The sequence below is a fragment of the Streptomyces sp. NPDC001056 genome (assembly GCF_053598955.1).
On sequence record NZ_JBSFLI010000047.1, the window covers coordinates 5823 to 26771 of the forward strand.

Annotated in this window: 12 protein-coding genes; 7 read left to right on the forward strand and 5 right to left on the reverse strand. The window is 70.9% G+C overall.

All coding sequences use genetic code 11. The annotated features are described in order from the left end of the window. Positions 1-409 precede the first annotated feature (409 nt). The gene (locus ACWDD7_RS34210) at positions 410-3427 is read left to right on the forward strand and encodes a bifunctional [glutamine synthetase] adenylyltransferase/[glutamine synthetase]-adenylyl-L-tyrosine phosphorylase (RefSeq protein WP_450460257.1); all 3018 of its coding nucleotides are present in this window, start codon (positions 410-412) and stop codon (positions 3425-3427) included. A gap of 76 nt (positions 3428-3503) precedes the next feature. On the opposite strand, the gene ACWDD7_RS34215 is transcribed toward ACWDD7_RS34210, so the two are convergent. Both ACWDD7_RS34215 and ACWDD7_RS34220 read right to left on the reverse strand, forming a co-directional pair. Next, a complete protein-coding gene (locus tag ACWDD7_RS34215) occupies positions 3504-4367 on the reverse strand; it encodes a phosphatase PAP2 family protein (protein ID WP_450460259.1) in 864 nt (287 codons plus the stop codon). Positions 4368-4435: 68 nt separating this feature from the next. Further along, positions 4436-5470: a LacI family DNA-binding transcriptional regulator gene (locus tag ACWDD7_RS34220; RefSeq protein WP_351879307.1), complete on the reverse strand. Its 1035-nt coding sequence runs from the start codon at positions 5468-5470 to the stop codon at positions 4436-4438. A gap of 380 nt (positions 5471-5850) precedes the next feature. Here ACWDD7_RS34220 and ACWDD7_RS34225 point away from each other — a divergent pair, with 380 nt between their 5' ends. The 6 genes from ACWDD7_RS34225 (at position 5851) to pulA (ending at position 18159) form a co-directional block, all read left to right on the forward strand. Then, the gene (locus tag ACWDD7_RS34225) at positions 5851-7122 is read left to right on the forward strand and encodes an extracellular solute-binding protein (RefSeq protein ID WP_351879304.1); all 1272 of its coding nucleotides are present in this window, start codon (positions 5851-5853) and stop codon (positions 7120-7122) included. A gap of 112 nt (positions 7123-7234) precedes the next feature. Continuing rightward, a complete protein-coding gene (locus tag ACWDD7_RS34230) occupies positions 7235-8239 on the forward strand; it encodes a carbohydrate ABC transporter permease (protein WP_450460260.1) in 1005 nt (334 codons plus the stop codon). Positions 8240-8258: 19 nt separating this feature from the next. After that, on the forward strand, positions 8259-9164 hold the full coding sequence (locus ACWDD7_RS34235) for a sugar ABC transporter permease (protein WP_450460261.1): 906 nt from the start codon (positions 8259-8261) through the stop codon (positions 9162-9164). Between the two features lie 193 nt (positions 9165-9357). Further along, on the forward strand, positions 9358-11046 hold the full coding sequence (locus tag ACWDD7_RS34240) for a glycoside hydrolase family 13 protein (protein WP_450460262.1): 1689 nt from the start codon (positions 9358-9360) through the stop codon (positions 11044-11046). A gap of 135 nt (positions 11047-11181) precedes the next feature. After that, on the forward strand, positions 11182-12555 hold the full coding sequence (locus tag ACWDD7_RS34245; RefSeq protein ID WP_450460263.1) for an alpha-amylase: 1374 nt from the start codon (positions 11182-11184) through the stop codon (positions 12553-12555). Between the two features lie 192 nt (positions 12556-12747). After that, on the forward strand, positions 12748-18159 hold the full coding sequence (pulA, locus tag ACWDD7_RS34250; RefSeq protein ID WP_450460282.1) for a pullulanase-type alpha-1,6-glucosidase: 5412 nt from the start codon (positions 12748-12750) through the stop codon (positions 18157-18159). 5 nt (positions 18160-18164) lie between these two features. On the opposite strand, the gene ACWDD7_RS34255 is transcribed toward pulA, so the two are convergent. From ACWDD7_RS34255 to ACWDD7_RS34265, 3 genes are all read right to left on the reverse strand, one after another. Further along, entirely contained in the window at positions 18165-18881 is a 717-nt protein-coding gene (locus tag ACWDD7_RS34255; protein ID WP_450460265.1) for a TetR/AcrR family transcriptional regulator, read from the reverse strand. A 68-nt stretch (positions 18882-18949) separates the two neighbouring features. Beyond that, complete coding sequence (locus ACWDD7_RS34260; RefSeq protein ID WP_450460266.1) at positions 18950-19999, reverse strand: PDR/VanB family oxidoreductase; 1050 nt, start codon at positions 19997-19999, stop codon at positions 18950-18952. After that, on the reverse strand, positions 19999-20913 hold the full coding sequence (locus ACWDD7_RS34265; protein ID WP_450460267.1) for a metal-dependent hydrolase: 915 nt from the start codon (positions 20911-20913) through the stop codon (positions 19999-20001). The genes ACWDD7_RS34260 and ACWDD7_RS34265 overlap by 1 nt, the downstream gene beginning before the upstream one ends. Between the last annotated feature and the right edge of the window lie 36 nt (positions 20914-20949).

Sequence of the window (20949 nt, forward strand, 5' to 3'; positions counted from 1 at the left end):
AGGCCGCAGCCGGGCGTGCCCGAGCCACGACGGCGCTGTACGGGCGGGCGCGGGCCCTCCGGGCGTCTGGTGCGAGGCTTCCGAGGCCGCAGCCGGGCGTGCCCGAGCCACGACGGCGCTGTACGGGCGGGCGCGGGCCCTCCGGGCGTCTGGTGCGAGGCTTCCGAGGCCGCAGCCGCCCTGGGCGCACCCGAGCCACGACGGCGCCCGACAGGCCGCCGCAGGCATCCGCCGCACCCCCTCGTCGGCGCTCCCGCAGGCCCCCGATCCGGCGCCGCCGCAGGCCCCCGCCGCGAGGCTCCCCCCAGGCCCCGCCGCGAGGCCCCCCGCAGGCCCCGACCCGGCGCAGCCCGCCGCAGGCGACTACGCTCCCTCCAGGACCAGAGTGACCCCGAGGGGAGCCCAGAACATGACGCCGGGCCGCAGAAGCAGCACTTTCACGCGCCTTCTCCGACACGGCTTCACCGACGCCACCGCCGCCGAGCGTCTCCTGGACACCCCCGAACTCGCCCCCGTCCGCGACGACCCCTTCCTCCTCGAAGCGCTGGGCGCCACCGCCGACCCCGACCTCGCCCTCCACGGCCTCGTCCGCCTCCTGGAAGCCCAGCCCGCCCAGCCCGCCCACCGCGAACTCCTCGACACCCTCATCGCGGCCAAACCCCTGCGCGACCGCCTCCTGGGCGTCCTCGGCGCCTCCACCGCCCTCGCCGACCACCTCGCCCGCCACCCCACCGACTGGCAGGCCCTGGTCACCTACGAGCACCAGGACCTCCACCCCGGCGTCACCGAATTCGAACGCGGCCTCTCGGGCGCCACCGGCGCGGTCGACCTCCGCGTCGCCTACCGCCGCTGCCTCCTCTCCATCGCCGCACGAGACGTCTGCGGCACCACGGACGTCGCCGAGACCGCCGCCGAACTCGCCGACCTCGCCACCGCCACCCTCCGCGCCGCCCTGGCCATAGCGCAGGCAGCGGCCCCCGAGGACGCCGCGGCCTGCCGCCTCGCGGTGATCGGCATGGGCAAGTGCGGCGGCCACGAACTGAACTACGTCTCCGACGTGGACGTGATCTTCGTGGCGGAAGCGGCGAACGGCACCGACGAGACCAAGGCCCTGAAGTCGGCCACCCGGCTGGCCTCGGCCCTGATGCGGATCTGCTCCGAGACCACCGTCGAGGGCTCGATCTGGCCGGTCGACGCCAACCTCCGTCCCGAGGGCCGCAACGGCCCCCTCGTCCGCACCCTCTCCTCCCACCTCGCCTACTACCAGCGCTGGGCGAAGACCTGGGAGTTCCAGGCCCTCCTGAAGGCCCGCCCGGTAGCCGGCGACGAGACCCTCGGCCAGGACTACCTGGACACGCTGCACCCCCTCGTCTGGCAGGCCGCCGACCGCGACAACTTCGTGGCGGACGTGCAGAAGATGCGGCGGCGCGTCGTCGACAACATCCCGGCCGCCGAGGTCGACCGCGAACTGAAACTGGGCCCCGGCGGCCTGCGGGACGTCGAATTCGCCGTCCAGCTCCTCCAGTTGGTCCACGGCCGCACCGACCCCACCCTCCGCAGCGGCACCACCCTGGACGCCCTCGGGGCACTGGCCGCCGGCGGCTACGTGGGCCGCGAGGACGCCGCCCGCCTGGACGAGGCGTACCGCTTCCTGCGCGCGATGGAGCACCGCATCCAGCTCTACCGCCTGCGCCGCACCCACCTCGTCCCCACCGCCGAGGAGGACCTCCGCCGCCTGGGCCGCTCCCTCGGCCTGCGCGCCAACCCGGTCACCGAGCTGAACAGGGAGTGGAAGCGGCACTCCACCGGCGTACGGCGGCTGCACGAGAAGCTGTTCTACCGCCCGCTCCTGGACGCCGTCGCCCAGCTCGCCCCCGGCGAGGCCCGCCTCAGCCCCGAGGCCGCCCGGGAACGCCTCGTGGCCCTCGGCTACGCGGACCCCGCCGCGGCCCTGCGCCACCTGGAGGCCCTGGCCTCGGGCGTGACCCGCAAGGCCGCCATCCAGCGCACGCTCCTGCCCGTCCTCCTCGGCTGGTTCGCGGACTCCGCCGACCCGGACGCGGGACTGCTGAACTTCCGCAAGGTCTCCGACGCCCTCGGCAAGACCCCCTGGTACCTGCGCCTGCTCCGCGACGAGGGCGCCGCCGCCGAGAACCTGGCCCGCGTCCTGTCCGCCGGCCGCCTCGCCCCCGACCTCCTGATGCGCGCCCCCGAAGCCGTGGCCCTGCTCGGCGAGGGCGACGGCGCGGCCGCGGGCACGGGCACGGGCCTCACCGCCCGCACCCGGACGGCGCTCGAACAGGAGATCCTGGCCGCGGTGAGCCGCGCGGAGAACGCCGAGCAGGGCGTCACCGCCGCCCGCGGCGTCCGCCGCCGCGAACTCTTCCGCACCGCCGCCGCCGACATCGTCGCCTCGTACGGCACGGAGAACACCCCCGTGCAGGCCGACCAGGGCGCTCTGGTGGACCTCGTCGGCGGGGCGGTCTCCGACCTCACCGCGGCCACCCTCGCGGGCACGCTGCGCGCGGTCGTGCGGTCCGGCTGGGGCGACACGCTGCCCACGAAGTTCGCGATCATCGGCATGGGCCGCTTCGGCGGTCACGAACTGGGCTACGGCTCCGACGCGGATGTCCTGTTCGTGCACGAACCGCGGGACGGCGTGGCCGAGCACGAGGCCGCCGCGGCCGCGAACAAGGTCGTGGCCGAGATGCGCAGACTGCTCCAGCTGCCCAGCGCCGACCCGCCGCTGCTGATCGACGCGGACCTGCGCCCGGAGGGCAAGTCGGGCCCGCTGGTGCGCACGCTGAAGTCGTACGAGGCGTACTACCGTCGCTGGTCCCTGGTCTGGGAGTCCCAGGCGCTGCTGCGGGCGGAGCCGTTCGCGGGCGACGCCGACCTCGGCCGCCGCTTCGTGGAGCTGATCGACCCGCTGCGCTACCCGGCGCGGGGCCTGACCGACGAGGCGGTACGCGAGATCCGCCGGCTGAAGGCCCGCATGGAATCGGAACGGCTCCCACGCGGCGCCGACCCCCGCCTGCACACCAAGCTGGGCCCCGGCGGCCTCTCGGACGTGGAGTGGACGGTCCAGCTGCTCCAGCTCAGACACGCCCACGAGATCCCCGGACTGCGCACGACCCGTACCCGCGCGGCCCTGGCGGCCGCGCACGAGGCGGGCCTGCTGGGCGAGGAGGAGGCGGCGATCCTGGACGAGGCGTGGGTGCTGGCGACGCGGGTGCGCAACGCGGTGATGCTGGTGCGCGGCAGGGCGGGCGACACCTTCCCCACCCAGCCGCGCGAGCTGGCCGCGGTCGGCCGCTACCTGGGCTACGGCGAGGGCCACGCCGGCGACATGCTGGACGCGTACGGCCGTACCACCCGCAGGGCACGGACCGTCATGGAAGAACTCTTCTACAACGACGGAGCGTGACGGGCATCACCACCCCGCCGCCCCGAAGCCGCGCTCCCGCCGGGCCGCGCCCCGGCCGCCCGCCGCGCCCCGCCCCCTACGAAGCGGGCGCCCGAGCCACCTCCGGCGCGCTCCGCCCCGGCACCACCCGGGGCAGCGCGTAGGGCACCGCGCCGTACCAGACCCGTGCCACCGCGAACCCGAACGAAAGACAGACCACGCCCCCCACCGCGTCCAGCCAGAAATGGTTGGCCGTGGACACGATCACCACCAGCGTCGCCAGGGGATACAGCAGCCCCAGCACCCGCACCCACGGCACCGACGCCAGCGCGAAGATCGTGAGCCCGCACCACAGCGACCAGCCGATGTGCATGGACGGCATCGCCGCGTACTGGTTGGACATGTGCTTGAGGTCGCCGGAGGCCATCGAGCCCCAGGTGTGGTGCACCAGCACGGTGTCCACGAAATACCCGCCCCGCATCAGGCGGGGCGGGGCGAGCGGGAACAGGTAGTAGCCGATCAACGCGCCCCCCGTGGTGGCGAAGAGCGCGAGCCGCGCGGCCGCGTACCGCCCCGGATGCCACCGGTACAGCCACACCAGGACGCCGATCGTCATGATGAAGTGCAGCGTGGCGTAGTAGTAGTTCATGCCGATGATCAGCCAGGTCACCGCGTTCAGGGCGTGGTTGACGGATCGCTCGACATCGATGCCCAGCAGCCGCTCGGTGCTCCAGATCCAGTCCGCGTTGCGCAGCGCCTGGTCCTTCTGCTCCGGCACCGCGTTGCGGATCAGCGAGTACGTCCAGTAACTCACCGCGATCAGAAGGATCTCGAACCAGAGCCGGGGCCTGCGCGGCCGCCGCAGCCGGCCCAGGACACCTCTGTCGTCCCCGTCCGTGACGGCCTGCGGACCAGCCGCCTCGTCGCGACCTTCCCACTGCGTCACGGTCGAGTCACTCATAGGCATCAAGTCTGCCAGAAAAGGCTTCGGAGCCCGATCATCCCAAGGTCGGGTCCGCGCTGCACCTTCTACGGCGTCCGAAGGAGATGCGGTGCCGAGGCCGTGGACCCGCGCACCACCAGTTCCGGCATGAACACGAACTCACTGTGCGGCGCGGGCGTACCGCCGATCTCCTCCAGCAGCGTGCGCACCGCCGCCTGCCCCATCGCCGGGACCGGCTTGCGGACCGTGGTGAGCGGCGGGTCGGTGAAGGCGATCAGCGGGGAGTCGTCGAAGCCGACCACGGACACGTCCCGGGGAACCTCCAGGCCCCGCTGGCGGGCGGCCCGTATGGCGCCGAGGGCCATCATGTCGCTGGCGCAGACCACGGCGGTGCAGCCCCGGTCGATCAGCGCCGTCGCGGCCGCCTGACCGCCCTCCAGGGTGTACAGCGAGTGCTGCACCAGCTCGGTCTCCACGACCTCGGCGCTGAGCCCCAGCTGGTCCTGCATCGCCCGCACGAAGCCCTCGATCTTGCGCTGCACCGGCACGAACCGCTTGGGCCCGAGCGCCAGCCCGATCCGGGTGTGGCCGAGCGAGACCAGGTGGGTCACCGCGAGCGTCATCGCCGCGCGGTCGTCGGGGGAGATGAACGGCGCCTGGACCTGCGGCGAGAAGCCGTCCACCAGCACGAAGGGCACGCCCTGCGCCCGCAGCCGCTCATAGCGCTGCATGTCGGCGGTGGTGTCGGCGTGCAGCCCGGAGACGTAGATGATGCCCGCGACACCGCGGTCCACCAGCATCTCGGTCAGCTCGTCCTCGGTGGAGCCGCCCGGGGTCTGGGTGGCGAGCACCGGGGTGTAGCCCTGGCGGGTCAGTGCCTGCCCGATGACCTGCGCCAGGGCAGGGAATATCGGGTTCTCCAGCTCAGGCGTGATCAGCCCGACCAGGCCCTCGCTGCGCTGGCGCAGCCGTACCGGCCGTTCGTAGCCGAGCACGTCGAGCGCGGCGAGCACGGATTGGCGGGTGGTGGCGGCGACTCCCGGCTTCCCGTTGAGGACCCGGCTGACGGTCGCTTCGCTCACCCCCGCCTGCGCTGCGATGTCGGCAAGCCGTGTGGTCACGCCACTGGACTGTACCGGTCGTCTCTCGCCTTGCACACCGCCCGGGCGTCGGGCGCGCCCGGTCGAACGACCCCCTGCGGGTTGCTGCCTCATTGCGCTCCCTTGAGTTCGTTGTGGCAAGAGCTTGCAGAGTCTTGCACAAGTCGGCCGTCGACGCTTCACCGGCTTCGTTCTGCGGTTGCGAGCAGATCGAGGGCCGGTCACGACGGGGTAACCATCGTGTTCTCTTGCACTTTTTTTCTGCAAGGTCTTTCGCGGCGCTTACAACGCTGTTACGTTCCTGGTCGCCCGGCCGCGGCAACGGCGCAGTCGGCAAGTCGCACGGGGCGGGCGGGACCGCCCCCTGTACCACTCGGGCTTCAAACCCTCAAGGAGAACTCATGCGGCGTGGCATAGCGGCCTCCGCGCTGGTGGCGTCCCTCGCCCTCGCGGCGACGGCCTGCGGCGGCGGGAGCAGCGACAGCAAGTCGGACGGGCCGGTCACCATCACCTGGTGGGACACCTCCAACGCCACCAATGAGGCACCGACGTACAAGGCCTTGGTGCAGCAGTTCGAAGCTGCCAACAAGAACATCAAGGTCAAGTACGTCAACGTCCCCTTCGACCAGGCGCAGAACAAGTTCGACACCGCCGCGGGTGCCTCCGGCGCCCCGGACGTGCTGCGCTCCGAGGTCGGCTGGACCCCCGCCTTCGCCAAGAAGGGCTACTTCCTGCCGCTGGACGGCACCGAGGCCCTCGCCGACAAGGCCAAGTTCCAGCCGAACCTGATCAAGCAGGCGCAGTACCAGGGCAAGACCTACGGCGTGCCGCTGGTCACCGACACCCTGGCCCTGGTCTACAACAAGGCCCTGTTCAAGCAGGCCGGCATCACCACGCCGCCCAAGACCTGGGACGAGCTGAGGTCCGACGCCGCCAAGGTCAAGGACAAGACCGGCGCCGACGGCTACTGGGGCTCCACCGCGGGCTACTACGGCCAGCCGTTCCTCTACGGCGAGGGCACCGACACCGTCGACGTCAACGCCAAGAAGGTCACCATCGACACGCCGGCCGCCAAGAAGGCGTACGGCACGTGGCTGAGCCTGTTCTCCGGCAAGGGTCTGCACAAGGCCGACACCACCCCGGACGCCTACGCCCACATCATGGACGCGTTCTCCAACGGCAAGGTCGCCGCGATCATCCAGGGCCCCTGGGAGAACACGAACATCTACAAGGGCAGCGCCTTCAAGGACAAGACCAACCTGGGCGTCGCGGTCGTCCCGGCCGGCTCCACCGGCAAGGCGGAGGCCCCGACCGGCGGCCACAACCTCGCGGTCTACGCCGGCTCCGACAAGGCGCACCAGGCGGCGGCCCTGAAGTTCGTCAACTTCATGACGTCGGCCTCCTCCCAGGAGACCATCGCCCTGAAGAACGCCACCCTGCCGACCCGTTCGGACGCCTACACCTCCAAGGTGACGGCCGACCCGGGCACCGCCGGCTTCCAGAGCGTGCTGTCGGCCGCCCAGCCCCGCCCGTCGCTGCCCGAGTACGGCTCCCTGTGGGCGCCGCTCGACACCGAGCTGCCGAAGATCGCCAGCGGCAAGGAGTCGCTGGACAAGGGCCTGAGCAACGCCGACATCGCCATCGGCAAGCTGGTCCCCGACTTCAGCAAGTAAGCCCGGACGGCCGCCGGCTGCCTCTCCCACGAGGAGGCAGCCGGCGGCCACCGACTGTGCCCGGCCCCCGGCCCCCGGCCCTCATCCTTGAACCATTCGAAGGTGTCGAACCATGACAGTCGCCATCGACCGCGCGACCGGTAAGAGCCGCGGTGACCGTGCGCCTCGGCCAGGGCTGGGGCAGCGCATCAGGAACAGCCTCCAGAAATACTGGTACGCCTACGCGATGATCGCCCCGGTGGTCATCGTGCTCGCGGTGCTCGTCGGCTACCCGCTCGTGCGGGGCTTCTACCTCACGCTGACCGACGCCAACAGCCTCAACTCGGCACGCACCATCGGCGTCAACCACATCGCCGCGACCTACAAGTTCATCGGTCTGGACAACTACAAGAACATCCTGTGGGGCCCGCTGTCGTACGACCGCTTCTGGTCCCACATGGTGTGGACGGTCGTCTGGACGGTCGCCTGCGTGACCCTGCACTACACCTTCGGCCTCGGCCTCGCGCTGATGCTGAACCAGAAGCTGCGCGGCCGCACCGTCTACCGCGTGCTGCTCGTGCTGCCGTGGGCCGTGCCCACCTTCGTCACCGTCTTCTCCTGGCGGATCATGCTCGCCGACTCCGGCGCGGTCAACCAGATCCTGCACGCGCTGCACCTGCCGCAGCCGCAGTGGCTGGAGGACACCTTCTGGCAGCGCTTCGCCGCCATCATGGTCAACACCTGGTGCGGTGTGCCGTTCATGATGCTCTCGCTGCTCGGCGGTCTCCAGTCCATCGACACCGCCCTGTACGAGGCGGCGCGGATGGACGGCGCCAACGCCTGGCAGCGCTTCCGGCACGTCACCCTGCCGGGGCTGCGCTCGGTCAGCTCCACGGTGGTCCTGCTCGGCGTCATCTGGACCTTCAACCAGTTCGCCATCATCTTCCTGCTGTTCGGGCCGACCAGTGCCCCGGACGCCCAGATCCTCGTCACCTGGGCCTACTACCTGGGCTTCGGCCAGCAGCCGCGCGACTTCGCGCAGTCCGCCGCCTACGGCGTACTGCTGCTGTCGATCGTCACCGTCTTCACCTCCTTCTACTTCCGCTGGCTGAAGCGCAATGACCAGCTCGCCGTCTGACGCCGCAGGAGCCGCCGCCATGAGCACCACCACCCTCGAAAAGCCGGCCGACGCACCGGCCCCCGCCGCGAAGCCCGTCCCTCAGGGCCGCCGACCGGGCGAGCGCGGCCCCCTCGGCACCGTCCTGCTGCACGCCGGGCTGATGGTCGCGAGCCTCATCGCGCTGGCCCCGGTGGCCTGGCTGGTCTACCTCTCGCTCGGCCCGGACAAGAACGACTACCTGCACCCGGGCGGCATCGCGGGGAAGATGAGCTTCTCCAACTACGGCTTCGTGCTCCAGCACACCGAGTTCTTCGACTGGTTCAAGTCCACGATGATCGTGGCCCTCGGCACCACCGTCGTCGGTGTACTGCTCGCCGCGACCACCGGCTACGCGGTCTCCCGGATGCGCTTTCCCGGCCACAAGCAGCTGATGTGGGTCCTGCTGCTCACCCAGGCGTTCCCGATCGCCGTCCTGATCGTGCCGATGTACCAGATCTTCAGCGACCTGGGCCTCATCGACTCCTACTGGGCGCTGATCCTCGTCAACTGCACCACCGCGGTGCCGTACAGCGCCTGGCTGCTCAAGGGCTACTTCGACACGATCCCGATCGAGATCGACGAGGCGGGCCGGGTGGACGGGCTCACCCCGTTCGGCACCTTCTTCCGGCTGATCCTGCCGCTGGCCCGACCGGGCCTGGCCGTCGCCGCGTTCTACAACTTCATCACCGCGGTCGCCGAGGTCGCCTTCGCGACCACCTTCATGCTGGACGACTCCAAGTACACCTTCTCGGTCGGCCTCCAGACCTTCGTCAGCGAGCACGACGCCGAGTGGAACTACATGGCCGCCACCGCGGTGCTGATCGCGATACCCGTCTCGCTGTTCTTCTACCTGGTACAGAAGAACCTCGTCACCGGTCTCACCTCCGGCGGCACCAAGGGCTGACGCCCTCGACCCACCAGAGGCTCCCGCGCGCCCGGCGCGCGGGTAGGCGGCCGCGGTGTCCATCCGACCCCGCTGACATCGCGGCCGCCTCGCACTCCGTTCCCCCGGCCCGCCTCCGCCGCCGTACCGCCCGGGCCCCAGCGTCCGTTCCCCACGCGCCGACGACCCGAATTCCGTTACCACCAAGGAAGCCATGAGCCAGCAGCACACTGCCGCCCCGGCCACCGACACCGCCACCGCCACCGTCGCCGGGCACCCCCGTGACTGGTGGCGGGAGGCGGTCATCTACCAGGTCTACCCGCGCAGCTTCGCCGACAGCAACGGCGACGGCATGGGCGACCTGGAGGGCGTACGCTCCCGCCTGCCGTACCTGCGCGACCTCGGCGTCGACGCGGTGTGGCTCAGCCCCTTCTACGCCTCCCCGCAGGCCGACGCCGGGTACGACGTCGCCGACTACCGCGCGGTCGACCCGATGTTCGGCACCCTGCTGGACGCCGACGCGCTGATCCGCGACGCCCACGGGCACGGCCTGCGCATCATCGTGGACCTGGTGCCCAACCACTCCTCCGACCAGCACGAGTGGTTCAAGCGGGCCCTCGCCGAGGGCCCCGGCTCGCCGCTGCGGGAGCGCTACCACTTCCGTGCGGGCAAGGGCGAGAACGGCGAACTGCCGCCGAACGACTGGGAGTCCATCTTCGGCGGCCCGGCCTGGACCCGTGTCACCGAGCCCGACGGCACGGCAGGCGAGTGGTACCTGCACCTGTTCGCGCCCGAGCAGCCCGACCTCAACTGGGAACACCCGGCCGTCGGCGACGAGTTCCGCTCCATCCTGCGCTTCTGGCTGGACATGGGCGTGGACGGCTTCCGCATCGACGTGGCGCACGGCCTGGTCAAGGCCGAGGGCCTGCCCGACCTCGGCTCCGGCGAGCAGCTGAAGCTGCTGGGCAACGATGTCATGCCGTTCTTCGACCAGGACGGCGTGCACGCGATCTACCGCCAGTGGCGCACGATCCTGGACGAGTATGCGGGCGAGCGCATCTTCGTCGCGGAGGCATGGACGCCGACCGTCGAGCGCACGGCCAACTACGTCCGCCCGGACGAACTGCACCAGGCGTTCAACTTCCAGTACCTGTCGACGGCCTGGGACGCGGCGGAGCTGCGCGCGGTCATCGACAGCACCCTGGAGGCGATGCGCCCGGTCGGCGCCCCGGCCACCTGGGTGCTGTCCAACCACGACGTCACCCGGCACGCCACCCGCTTCGCCAACCCGCCCGGCCTCGGCACCCAGATCCGCACGGCCGGCGACCGCGCCCTCGGCCTGCGCCGGGCCCGCGCCGCGACCCTGCTGATGCTGGCGCTGCCCGGCTCCGCCTACCTCTACCAGGGCGAGGAACTGGGCCTGCCGGACGTCGTCGACCTGCCCGACGAGGTGCGCCAGGACCCGGCGTACTTCCGGGGCGAGGGCCAGGACGGCTTCCGCGACGGCTGCCGGGTGCCGATCCCGTGGGCCCGTACGGGGACCTCCTACGGCTTCGGCGACGGCGGCAGCTGGCTCCCGCAGCCGGAGTGCTGGGGCGAGCTCAGCGTGGAGGCGCAAACGGGGGCGGCCGGCTCCACCCTGGAGCTGTACCGCGCCGCCCTCGCCACCCGCCGGTCCCAGCCGGACCTGGGCGCGGGGGAGTCGGTGGAGTGGCTGCGCGCCCCCGAGGGCGTCCTGGCCTTCCGCCGTGGCGGGTTCGTGTGCGTCACCAACACCACGGGTGAGCCGGTGACGACCCCGGCGTACGGCCGGGTGCTGCTCGCGAGCGGTGAGGTGACCGGGAACGGCGGCGAGGCGACGGTGCCCGCCGACACCACGGTGTGGTGGACCGCGGTGGTCTGACGCCGCGTCCGAAAATTCCTGCATCAACTTCACTACGGCCCGCTGCCTTTTCCGGCAGCGGGCCTTTAACATCTGCGTCACCGCAAGGTTTCTGAAACTTTGCGAAAGCCCCTTCAGCGACGAAGGAACCCCCGCATGGTACGCAAGACTCTCTCCGGGGCGGTCGCCCTCGCGGCCGCCGCCCTTGTCATGACCCCGACTGCCGCCGACGCCTCCCCGCCCGGCACGAAGGACGTCACCGCCGTCCTGTTCGAGTGGAACTACGCCTCGGTGGCCCGTGAGTGCACCAACACGCTGGGCCCCGCGGGCTACGGGTACGTGCAGGTCTCGCCGCCCGAGGAGCACATACAGGGCTCCCAGTGGTGGACCTCGTACCAGCCCGTGTCGTACAAGATCGCGGGCCGGCTCGGTGACCGGGCCACCTTCAAGAACATGATCGACACCTGTCACGCGGCCGGCGTGAAGGTCGTGGTGGACACGGTCATCAACCACATGACGTCCGGCAGCGGCACCGGCACCGGCGGCACGCAGTACACCAAGTACAACTACCCGGGCGTGTACTCGGACTCCGACTTCCACAGCTGCAGGACGTCGATCGACAACTACCAGGACCGCTCGAACGTCCAGAACTGCGAACTGTCGGGCCTGGCCGACCTGGACACCGGCGCGGAGCACGTCCGCGCGACCATCGCCGGGTACATGAACGACCTGCTGTCGCTCGGCGCGGACGGCTTCCGGATCGACGCGGCCAAGCACATCGCCGCCAGTGACCTGGCGAACATCAAGAGCCGGCTGACCAACCCGGGCGTCTACTGGAAGCAGGAGGTCATCTACGGCGCGGGCGAGGCCGTCCAGCCCACCGAGTACACGGGCAACGGGGACGTCCAGGAGTTCCGCTACGGCTACGACCTCAAGCGCGTCTTCAACAGCGAGAAGCTCGCCTACCTGAACAACTTCGGCGAGGGCTGGGGCTACATGTCCAGCAGTGTGGCCGGTGTCTTCGTGGACAACCACGACACCGAGCGCAACGGCGCCACCCTGAACTACAAGGACGGCGCCAACTACACGCTGGCCAACGTCTTCATGCTGGCTTGGCCCTACGGCGCGCCGGACATCAACTCCGGCTACGAGTGGAGCGACGCGAACGCGGGCCCGCCCAACAACGGCCAGGTCAACGCCTGTTGGCAGGACGGCTGGAAGTGCCAGCACGCCTGGCCGGAGATCAAGTCCATGGTCGCCTTCCGCAACGCCACCCGCGGCCAGGCGGTCTCCAACTGGTGGGACGACGGCGACAACCTGATCGCCTTCGGCCGCGGCGGCAAGGGCTATGTGGTGATCAACCACGAGGGCGCGACGGCCAGTCGCTCCTTCCAGACCTCGCTGCCCGCCGGCACCTACTGCAACGTGCAGAACAACACCACGGTGACGGTCAACGGCAGCGGCTGGTTCACGGCCTCGGTCGCCCCGAACACCGCGCTGGCGATCTACGCCGGCAAGTCCTCCTGCTGAACGAGGAGTCGGCCCGCACCGTACCCCCACGGCGGTGCGGGCCGCGGTATTTGAAATTCCTTGCCGACTGTTTCACGACTCTTGCTGCAACCCTTTCGCGGAGGATACGGTCACGCGGGCGCCCGGCCTCGAAGCCGAGCCGCGGCGTGGGGTCGGACCCGAATGAGCCGCCATCGCAAGGAGTTCATGCCTGTGATACCGAGATGGCCGACGCCCGCGTGGCGTCGCACCACCCACCGCAGGAGAGCCGCGACGCTCGCCGTCGCCGCGCTCACGGCCGCCCTCGTGCAGCCACTGGCGGCGCGCGCCGCGCAGGCCGCGGCCCCGCCCCCGCCCCCGTCGGACGCGGCCCTCGCGGCCCAGCCGGCCCGGCACGGCGACACCCATGAGCAGTTCTACTTCGTCATGCCGGACCGATTCGCCGACGGCGACAGCTCCAACGACAGGGGCGGGCTCACCGGTTCGCGCATGACGACCGGGTACGACCCCACCGACGCGGGCTTCTTCCAGGGCGGCGACCTCAAGGGCGTCACACAGAAGCTGGACTACATCAAGGGGCTCGGCACCACCGCCCTGTGGCTCGCGCCGATCTTCAAGAACATCCCGGTACAGGGCACGGGTGCCGGCGCCTCGGCCGGCTACCACGGTTACTGGATCACCGACTTCACCCAGGTCGACCCGCACTTCGGCACCAACCAGGACCTGAAGAACCTCATCTCCAAGGCACACGCCAAGGGCATGAAGGTCTTCTTCGACGTCATCACCAACCACACCGCCGACGTGGTCACGAACAAGGAGAACTCCTCCGACTACCGCTCCAAGGGCGCCTACCCGTACCTCACCAAGGACGGCAGGCCCTTCGACGACGCCGACTACGCCGACGGAACCAAGGGGTTCCCGGCCGTCTCCGACGCCTCCTTCCCGTACACGCCGCAGGTCACCAGCCGGTCCAAGGCCCCGGCCTGGCTCAACGACCCGACGATGTACCACAACCGGGGCGACTCCACCTTCGCCGGCGAGTCCGGCACCTACGGCGACTTCGACGGCCTGGACGACCTGTGGACCGAGCGTCCCGAGGTCGTGCACGGCATGGAGCGGATCTACGAGCGGTGGGTGAAGGACTTCGCCGTCGACGGTTTCCGCATCGACACCGCCAAGAACGTCGACCTGGACTTCTGGACCCAGTGGGCCACCGCGCTCGACACGTACGCGGCGGCGCACGGCCGGAAGAACTTCTTCATGTTCGGCGAGGCGTTCGCCACCGACACCTCGGTGACCGCCCCGTACGTCACCCAGGGCCGCCTCGACGCCACCCTCGACTTCCCCTTCCAGAGCGCGGCCCGCGGCTACGCCTCGCAGGGCGCGAGCGCGCGGAAGCTGGCGGGCGTCCTCGGTGACGACTACAAGTACACGACCGACCGGGCCAACGCGTACGAGCAGGTCACCTTCCTCGGCAACCACGACATGGGCCGCATCGGGTACTTCCTGAAGCAGGACAACCCGAACGCCTCGGACGCCGAACTCCTGAAGAAGGACGAACTGGCCAACGAGGTGATGTTCCTCAGCCGCGGCAACCCGGTCGTCTACTACGGCGACGAACAGGGCTTCACCGGCAACGGCGGCGACAAGGAAGCCCGCCAGACCATGTTCGCCTCCCACGTGCCCGCCTACCTCGCGGACGACGAGATCGGCACCGACCGCACCCACGCCGACGACTCGTACGACCCGCACGCGCCGCTCTACCGGCAGATCTCCGACCTCTCCGCGCTGCGCAAGGCCAACCCGGCCCTGACCGACGGGGTGCAGACCGAGCGGTACGCGGCCGACGGCGCCGGGATCTACGCGTTCACCCGCACCGACGCCAGGACCGGCCAGGAGTACGTCGTCGCGTTCAACAACGCGAGCGAGGCCGAGTCGGCCACCTTCGCGACCGATTCGGCCGGGATGCCGTACCAGGGCATCTACGGGGCGACCGGCACCGTGACCTCCGACGGCGGGCGCGAGGTCACCGTCACCGTCCCGGCCGAGTCCGCCGTCGTCTACAAGGCGTCCGGCACCCTCGCCGAGCCCGCCACCAAGCCGGCCCTCACCCTGCACGCCCCGGCCGCCGGTGCCACCGGCACGGTGACCGTCGGCGCCGACGTCGAGGGCGGCCGGCTGAACCGGGTGGTCTTCGCCGCCCAGGTCGGCGACGCCAAGTGGCAGGTCCTCGGCTCCGCCGACCACGCGCCGTACCGGGTCACCCAGACCCTCGGCGCCGAGGTCCCGGCCGGTACCGCGCTGCGCTACAAGGCCGTCGTGATCGACAGCGCCGGGCACACCGCGAGCGCCACCGCCGACAGCACCACCGGCACCGTGCCCGCGCCCACCCCGCCCACGGCCTCCTCGCGCGACTACGTGATCGTCCACTACCAGCGCGCCGACGGCGACTACGGCGACTGGGGCCTGTACGCCTGGGGCGACATCGCCGACGGCGAGGCCACCACCTGGCCGGCCGGGCACCCCTTCATCGGCCGGGACGCCTGGGGCGCCTTCGCCTACGTCAAGGTCAAGCCGGGCGCCTCGAACGTGGGCTTCCTGGTCGTGGACAAGAACGGGAACAAGGACGTCGACTCCGACCGGAGCATCGACGTCACCAGGACGGGCGAGGTCTGGGTCGAGCAGGGCAAGTCCGACCTCCTGACCCAGCGCCCGTCGTCGTATCCCGCGCCGGACACCACCAAGGCGGTCATCCACTACCACCGCGCCGACGGCGACTACGACGGCTGGGGCCTGCACGTCTGGACGGGTGCCGCGAACCCCACCGACTGGTCGGCCCCGCTGAAGCCGGTGAAGACTGATGCCTATGGCGCGGTCTTCGAGGTCCCGCTCGCCGCGGGTGCGAACAGCCTCAGCTACATCATCCACAAGGGCGACGAGAAGGACCTCGCCGCCGACCAGTCCCTGGACCTCAAGGCGGACGGCTACGAGGTGTGGCTGTTGAACGGCCAGGACAAGCACCTGCTGCCGCAGCCCGCGGGCAGCACGGCCGCCCTCGACCTGACCACCTCCAAGGCGGTCTGGATCGACCGGGACACGGTCGCCTGGAACGGCGCCGCCGGCGCCGCCTCCACCCAGCTGCTGTACTCCCACGACGGCTCCATCGTCGCCAAGGACGGCGTGCTGACCAGCGACGACGAGCGCTGGCTCCGGCTGGAGAAGACCACCCTCACGGACGCCCAGAAGGCCAGGTTCCCGTACCTGAAGGACTACACGGCCTGGTCCGTGGACCCGCGGGACCGAGGCCGGGTGCGCGAGGCGCTCACCGGTCAGCTGGTCGCCTCGCAGCGCGCTGCCGACGGCGCCGTGCTGGCCGCGACCGGCGTACAGACCGCGGGCGTCCTGGACGACCTCTACCCGGCCGCCACCCAGGCGCGGCTGGGCCCGGTCTTCCACGACGGCAGGCCCACCCTCTCCGTGTGGGCGCCGACCGCCCAGAGCGTCTCCCTGGAGATCGACGGCGCGGTCGAGCCCATGCGCCGCGACGGCACCACCGGCGTCTGGTCGATCACGGGCCCGGCGTCCTGGAAGGGCAGGACCTACCGGTACGTGGTCAGGGTGTGGGCGCCCAGCGTCCGGCACATGGTCACCAACAAGGTCACCGACCCCTACTCGGTCGCCCTGACCGCGAACTCCGAGCGCAGCGTCGTGGCCGACCTGGACGACAAGGCCCTCGCCCCGAGCGGCTGGTCCACGCTGCACAAGCCCAAGGCCGTGCCGCTGAAGGACGCGCAGATCCAGGAGCTGCACGTCCGGGACTTCTCGGTCGCGGACAAGACCGTCCCGGCGAAGGACCAGGGCACCTACCTGGCCTTCACGGACAAGGACAGCGACGGCTCCAGGCACCTGAAGGAGCTGGCGCGGTCCGGGACGTCGTACGTGCACCTGCTGCCCGCCTTCGACTTCGCCACCGTGCCCGAGAAGAAGGCCGACCAGCAGAGCCCCGACTGCGACCTCGCCTCCTACCCGGCCGACTCCGACCGGCAGCAGGCATGCGTGGCGAAGACCGCCGCGAAGGACGCCTACAACTGGGGCTACGACCCGTACCACTTCACCGTTCCCGAGGGCTCGTACGCCACCGACCCGGACGGCACCGCGCGTACCGTCCAGTTCCGGCGGATGGTGCAGGGGCTCAACCAGGACGGCCTGCGGGTCGTGATGGACGTCGTCTACAACCACACCTCGGCCAGCGGCCAGGCGGACACCTCCGTCCTGGACAAGATCGTGCCCGGCTACTACCAGCGGCTGCTCGCCGACGGCTCGGTGGCCAACTCCACCTGCTGCTCCAACACCGCGCCCGAGAACGCGATGATGGGCAAGCTGGTCGTGGACTCGATCGTCACCTGGGCCAAGGAGTACAAGGTCGACGGGTTCCGCTTCGACCTCATGGGCCACCACCCGAAGGCCAACATCCTCGCGGTGCGCAAGGCCCTCGACGCGCTCACCCCGGAGAAGGACGGCGTCGACGGCAAGAAGATCATCCTGTACGGCGAGGGCTGGAACTTCGGCGAGGTGGCCGACAACGCCCGCTTCGTGCAGGCCACGCAGGCGAACATGGCCGGCACCGGCATCGCCACCTTCTCCGACCGGGCCCGGGACGCGGTGCGCGGCGGGAGCCCCTTCGACACCGACCCCGGCGTCCAGGGCTTCGCCTCCGGCCTGTACACCGACCCCAACGGCTCGACCGCGAACGGCACCTCGGCCGAGCAGAAGGCCCGGCTGCTGCACTACCAGGACCTGATCAAGGTCGGGCTGACCGGCGACCTCGCCGAGTACCACTTCACGGACACCGACGGCAAGGAGGTCACGGGCGCGGAGGTCGACTACAACGGCTCGCCCGCGGGGTACGCGGACGCGCCGGGCGACGCCCTCGCCTATGTGGACGCGCACGACAACGAGTCCCTGTTCGACGCGCTCGCCTACAAGCTGCCGAAGGGCACGTCCGCCGCGGACCGCGCCCGGATGCAGGTCCTGGCGATGGCCACGGCGACCCTCTCGCAGGGCCCGTCGCTGTCGCAGGCGGGCACCGATCTGCTGCGCTCGAAGTCGCTGGACCGCAACTCCTTCGACAGCGGCGACTGGTTCAACGCCATCCACTGGAACTGCGCCGACGGCAACGGCTTCGGCCGGGGCCTGCCCATGGCGGCCGGCAACCAGGACAAGTGGCCGTACGCCACCCCGCTGCTGACCGCGATCAAGGTCGGCTGCCCGCAGATCGACGGCACTTCGGCCGCCTACCAGGACCTGCTGAGGATCCGGACGACGGAGAAGGCGTTCTCGCTCGGCACCTCGGACCAGGTGCAGGACCAGCTGTCCTTCCCGCTGTCCGGCAAGGACGAGACCCCGGGCGTGATCACGATGAAGCTCGGCGACCTGGTCGTCGTCTTCAACGCGACCCCGCAGGCGCAGAAGCAGACGGTCTCCGGCCTGGCCGGGACGTCGTACCGGCTGCACCCGGTGCAGGAATCCGGCGCCGACCCGGTGGTGAAGACGTCCGGTTACGCGGCGGACTCGGGCACGTTCACCGTGCCGGCCCGGACCGTGGCGGTGTTCACCCGGTCGTAGGCCCGCTACGAGGCCAGGGAGGTGAGCCGGCCGACGAGCTCCGCGAAGGGGCCGTCGGCCGGCTCGTCCTTGAGCATGGCGCGCAGCACGTCCGCCATGCCGGCGTCCACGGTGGCGCTCACCGCGACCAGGGCAGCGAAGTCGTGCACCAGCTGGAGTTCCAGCTCCTCGCGCGGGATGCGGCGGCCGTCCAGCCAGATCAGCGCGGTGGACTCGGCGAGCGAGATCCAGGAGCGGATGACCAGTTCCAGGCGCGGGGGCGCCTCGGCGATCCCGAGGTGGGCGAGCATCTGGTCGTACGCGGCCTGCCGCACGCCGTCGATCAGCGCGTTGGTGGTCGAGACGTGTTCCTTCTCGCGGGCGTTGTTCGCGGGCACGGCGGGGCCGCCGCGCATCAGGGCCGAGAAGCCGGGGCCGTACTCGTCCACATGGTCGAAGAAGCGGTGCATCACGTGCAGCAGCCGCGCGCCGAGCGGGCCCTCGTGCGGTTCGGTGAAGCGGGCCTTCAGCTCCTCGGAGGCGCGCCGCAACGCCGCCTCGTACAGGCTGAGTTTGCCCGGGAAGTAGTGGTACACCAGCGGCCGCGAGATGCCCGCGGCCGCCGCTATGTCGTCGATGGAGACCTCGTCGGGCGAGCGTCGGCTGAACAGGTCGAGCGCGACGCCGATCAGCTGCTGCCGTCGCTCCTCGACACCCATCCTGCGGCGAACCCCGGTACTCATGCGAACACTTTACCGATCCGATTCGGCCGCCAACGGTGCAGACCCGAACCGGCGTTCACATCATCGAGTCACAGATCGAGCACGAGGCGTTCGCTCCGGGCCCGGGACACACAGATCAGCATCGAGTCGGCACGCTCCGCGTCCGTGAGCAGCTCGTCCTGGTGCTCCACCTCGCCCTCCAGCACCCGCTGCCGGCAGGTCCCGCAGAAACCCTGCTCGCAGGAGTAGACGGTGCCCGGCAGCTCCCGGCGCACGGCGGCCAGCACGGTGGAGTCGGCCGGCACGCTCACCGTCCGCCCGCTGCGCCGCAGTTCGACCTCGAACGCGGTGTTCCCGGCCGCCGAGGCGCGCGGCGCGAACCGCTCCAGATGCAGTGCCGCCCCCGTGGGCACCCGCTCCGCGACCGCCTCCATCAGCCCCTCGGGACCGCAGCAGTACACCGCCGTGCCCGGCGCCACCCCGGCGAGCAGCGCGTCCAGGTCCGGTCGCCCGTCCTCGTCCTCCGCGACGAGCGTCAGCCGGTCCCCGGCCAGCTTCCGCACCTCCTCGACGAAGGGCATCGAGACCCGCGTCCGCCCGCAGTACAGCAACCGCCACGCCGCTCCGTCCGGCAGCGCGCGCAGCATCGGCAGCACCGGCGTGACGCCGATCCCGCCGACGACGAAGACGTACGACTCCGCCTCGACCAGCGGGAACCGGTTGCGCGGCCCGCGCACCTCCAGCTCCATGCCCTCGGCGAGCCGCTCGTGCACCTCCCGCGAGCCGCCCCGCCCGTCCTCGACCAGCCGGGTGGCGATCGTGTACGACGACGTGTCCTCGGGGTCCCCGCACAGCGAGTACTGCCGCACCAGCCCCGAGGGCAGCACCAGGTCCAGATGCGCCCCCGGCGTCCAGCGCGGCAACTCGGCCCCCTCCAGCCGCAGTTGTACGACGCCGTCGGCGACCGTCTCGTGCGCGGTGAGCAGCAGCCGCAGGGCCCGCGAGCGCGGCCGGCCGGACAGCGGGGGGTCCAGCGCGGGCATCGGCCACAGCGGCGAGGCCTGGACGCGGCGGCGCAGGGCGCGGCGGGTGAGCAGGGCGGCGCCCGCGATCAGGGCGACCGTACGCAGCTTCGGCATCAGGCGGCACCCTTCGGGGAACGTTCCGCCTGCTCCGCGGCGAGCGCGGCCGGGGAGGCGGCGAGATAGGCGACGGCCCGGGCGGTGGAGAACTCGTGCGAGGGGTGGTAGCCGCGGCCGAGATAGCGGGGGATCGACCGCAGCATGGCGCCGGTGCCGGGCAGGACGCCCTCGCGGCCGCGGTCGTAGAAGTCCTTCAGGGAGGCCCGGGGGTCGGTCACCGTCGGGTCGTTCTCCAGGAAGAAGCGCACCCCGCGCTGCCACAGGAAGGCGATGGCGGCGAAGGCGGACGCCCAGGTGCGGGCCCGCCGCCGGTAGCCACCGTCCAGGTGTGTGAACAGGTCGAAGGCGACCGAGCGGTGCTCGACCTCCTCCGCGCCGTGCCAGCGCAGCAGGTCCAGCATGGTGGGGTCGGCGCCGCGCCGGTCCAGCTCGGTCGCGCCGAGCACCCAGTCCCCGAGGAACGCGGTGTAGTGCTCGATGGCCGCGATGAGGGCCACCCGCTCCAGCAGCCACCAGCGGCGCGCCCGGCCCGGCGGCAGGGTGCGGTCGCCGAGCAGCTTCTCGAAGAACCAGTCGACCTGCGCGGTGTACGGCGTCGGGTCGAGACCCTGCTCGCGCAGGTGCGGCAGCACCTCGTCATGGGACTGGGAGTGCATGGCCTCCTGGCCGATGAACCCGAGGACGTCCTCGCGCAGCCGATCGTCCTTGACCAGCGGCAGCGCCTGCTTGTACACGTGCACGAACCAGCGCTCGCCGGCGGGCAGCAGCAGGTGCAGCACGTTGATGGTGTGCGTGGTGAACGGATCGCCGGGCACCCAGTGCAGCGGCGTGTCCTGCCACGAGAAGGACACGTTGCGGGCCTTGAGCGCGACGCGCTCGGACTCGACCGGCCGGGCCTGCGTGTGAGACATGGCGTCAATGTACTGACGGGTACGGTGTCTGAGAAC